General features: G+C 64.2%; 4 protein-coding genes. 3 read left to right on the top strand and 1 reads right to left on the bottom strand.

The window, feature by feature from the left end; genetic code table 11:
- The coding region (locus VK519_RS14770) for a methionine aminotransferase (RefSeq protein ID WP_324350994.1) at positions 1–868 on the top strand (868 nt) is incomplete at its 5' end.
- Positions 856–1,650 carry an amidohydrolase gene (locus VK519_RS14765; RefSeq protein ID WP_324350992.1) on the top strand — a complete coding sequence of 265 codons (795 nt, stop codon included), beginning with the start codon at positions 856–858 and terminating at the stop codon, positions 1,648–1,650. The genes VK519_RS14770 and VK519_RS14765, both read left to right, overlap by 13 nt.
- 53 nt (positions 1,651–1,703) lie before the next feature.
- Here VK519_RS14765 and VK519_RS14760 read toward each other — a convergent pair whose 3' ends face one another.
- Positions 1,704–2,462 (bottom strand): SDR family NAD(P)-dependent oxidoreductase, encoded by a 759-nt coding sequence (locus VK519_RS14760; protein ID WP_324350990.1) that lies wholly within the window; start codon positions 2,460–2,462, stop codon positions 1,704–1,706.
- 98 nt (positions 2,463–2,560) lie between these two features.
- On the opposite strand from VK519_RS14760, the gene VK519_RS14755 reads away from it, so the two are divergent.
- On the top strand, positions 2,561–2,742 hold a 182-nt coding region (locus tag VK519_RS14755), incomplete at its 3' end, for a helix-turn-helix domain-containing protein (protein ID WP_324350988.1).

Here is a 2,742-nt window from a genome sequence, read left to right as displayed (position 1 = left end):
CGGCGCCACCGAGGCCATCTTCGCTGCCATCGCCGCCGTGGTGCGCGCGGGCGACGAAGTGATCGTGTTCGACCCGGCCTATGACAGCTATGAACCGGCGATCGACCTGCAGGGTGCGGTCGCGGTGCACATCCCGCTGTCGTTGCCCGGCTTCTCCATCCCGTGGCAGCGCGTGCGCGATGCGATCACGCCGCGCACGCGGATGATCATGATCAATTCGCCGCACAACCCCTCCGGTGCGGTGCTGGCAAAGGGCGACCTGGACACCCTCGCCGATATCGTGCGCGACACGGGAATCATCGTGTTATCCGACGAGGTATACGAACACATCGTGTTCGACGGCGCCGTGCACCAGAGCGTGCTCGGCCACGCGGAGCTTGCCGCGCGCAGCTTCGTGGTGTCCTCGTTCGGCAAGACCTACCACTGCACGGGCTGGAAGGTGGGTTACTGCGTAGCGCCCAAGACGCTTACCGCTGAATTCCGAAAGGTGCACCAGTACCTTACCTTCTGCACCTTCAACCCGGCGCAGTGGGCGTTCGCTGAATTCCTGGCCAGCACGCCGGAACACTACCTGGAACTGCCGGCCTTCTATCAATCCAAGCGCGATCGCTTCCGCGACCTGATGAAAGGCTCGCGTTTCGGCTTGCTTGATGTCCCCGGCGGCTACTTCCAGCTGGCCGACTACAGCCAGATCCGCGACATCGACGACATCAACTTCGCCGAGTGGCTGGTGCGCGAAGGCGGGGTCGCCGCCATCCCGCTCACGCCTTTCTACGCCACGCCGCCGGACACCCGCCTGATCCGTTTCTGTTTCGCCAAGGTGGACCCCACCATGGAAGCCGCCGCGGAGCGCCTGTGCAAACTTTAACCGTAACCCTGGTGCAGGGCGCTACGCGCTGGCACGACGCCGAGGCCAACCGGGCTTACTACGGCAGCCTTGTCCGCCATGCGCCGGCCAGCGACCTGTTCGTACTGCCCGAGACATTCCTCTCCGGTTTTACCAACCAGACGCTCGGCAACGCCGAATCGATGGACGGTCCGGGCGTGGCCTGGGCGCGTGAGTTGGCCAGCGAAGTCAACGCCACGATCACCGGCAGCGTGGTGATCCGGGATGGCGAGACCAACTTCAACCGCATGCTGTGGGTGTCGCCCGATGGCTCGTTGTCGTATTACGACAAGCGCCACCTGTTCCGCATGGCCAACGAACACCATCGCTATGGCGGCGGTGACAAGCGCCTGGTGGTGGAACTGAAGGGCTGGCGCATCCTGCCGCAGGTTTGCTACGACCTGCGCTTCCCGGTATGGCTGCGCAATGGCCGCCGCGAGGAAGCCGAAGGCGGCATGGACTACGACCTTGCCATCTTCGTGGCCAACTGGCCTGCGCCGCGCAGGCAGCCGTGGCGCACACTGTTGCGCGCGCGTGCGATCGAGAACCTGAGCTACGTGATCGGCGTGAACCGCGTGGGCGTGGATGGCAACGACTTGCCGTACGCGGGCGATAGCGCGGTGATCGATCCGGTCGGCGAGGCGCTGGTTGAACTGGGTTCGCTGGAGCAGGTGGTGACGGTGAAGATCGACCCGGCACCGTTGCTCGCCCACCGCGAGCGATTCCCGGCATGGATGGACGCGGACGAATTCACCCTTCGCTGATTTTCCCGGCCACCGGGGTCAGAGTTTTCACTCTGACCCCCCACAAACTTCCCTTACACGAACATGCCGCCAGAGGCCTCGATGCGCTGGCCGTTGATCCAGCGGTTGGCCGGGGAGAGTAGCGAGGCAATGGCCGGGCCGATGTCGTCCGCTTCGCCCGCGCGGCCCAGGGCGGTATTGGCGGCCACCATCTTGTTCACTTCCGGATTGTCGCGCACGCTGCCGCCGCCGAAGTCGGTGGCGATGGCGCCCGGGGCGAACGAATTCACAGCGATGCCACGCGGGCCCAGTTCCTTGGCCAGGCACCTTGCCAGGACTTCGACTGCACCCTTCATCGATGCATAGGCCGACACGCCGGCCATCGAGAACCGTGCCAGTCCACTGGACAGCATGACGATGCGGCCACCGTCGTTCATCAGCGGCAGCAGTTTCTGGGTGAGGAAGTACGGTCCCTTGACGTGGACATTCATCAGGCTATCGAACTGCGCTTCGGTGGTTTCGGCGAAGGCCGCATGCAGGCCCGTGCCGGCGTTGTTGACCAACTGGTCGAACTTGTCCGTGTTCCAGGTTGTTTTCAATGCTTTTTTCAGCTCCCCGACAAAGGCGTCGAAGCCGGACGTATTGCCCGTATCCAGTTGCAATGCCGTGGCCTTGCGGCCGAGCTTCTGGATCTCGGCCACGGCCGAATCGGCCTGCGCCTTGTTGCTGTGATAGGTGAGCACGACATCGGTGCCCAGGCGGGCGAGGGCGATGGCGGTGTTGCGGCCCAGGCCGCGGCTGCCACCGGTAACGAGGGCGATCGTGTTGCTCATGCGGGTGCTCCGGGGATTGAATGTGTGATCACTCTATTGGTCGGGAGGTGGGTGATAAACTAGCCGGAACCAATTGCTCTGTTCGGGAATTTCTACCAATGGACCAGCTCCAGGCCATGCAGGTGTTCGCCCGTGTCGCGGAACTGTCCAGCTTCACCCGGGCGGCGGACTCGCTGGGCATGCCCAAGGCGAGCGCCTCCACGGCAGTCCAGGAGCTCGAAGCGCTGCTGGGTACCCGGCTGCTGCACCGTACGACCCGCCGCGTGCAGCCAACGCAAGA

Source organism: Pinirhizobacter sp. (assembly GCF_035317885.1).
In the GTDB taxonomy this organism is placed as follows: domain Bacteria; phylum Pseudomonadota; class Gammaproteobacteria; order Xanthomonadales; family Rhodanobacteraceae; genus Pinirhizobacter.
The sequence above is the reverse complement of the archived record's forward strand: the minus strand, read 5'-3'. Positions and strand labels throughout refer to the sequence as shown.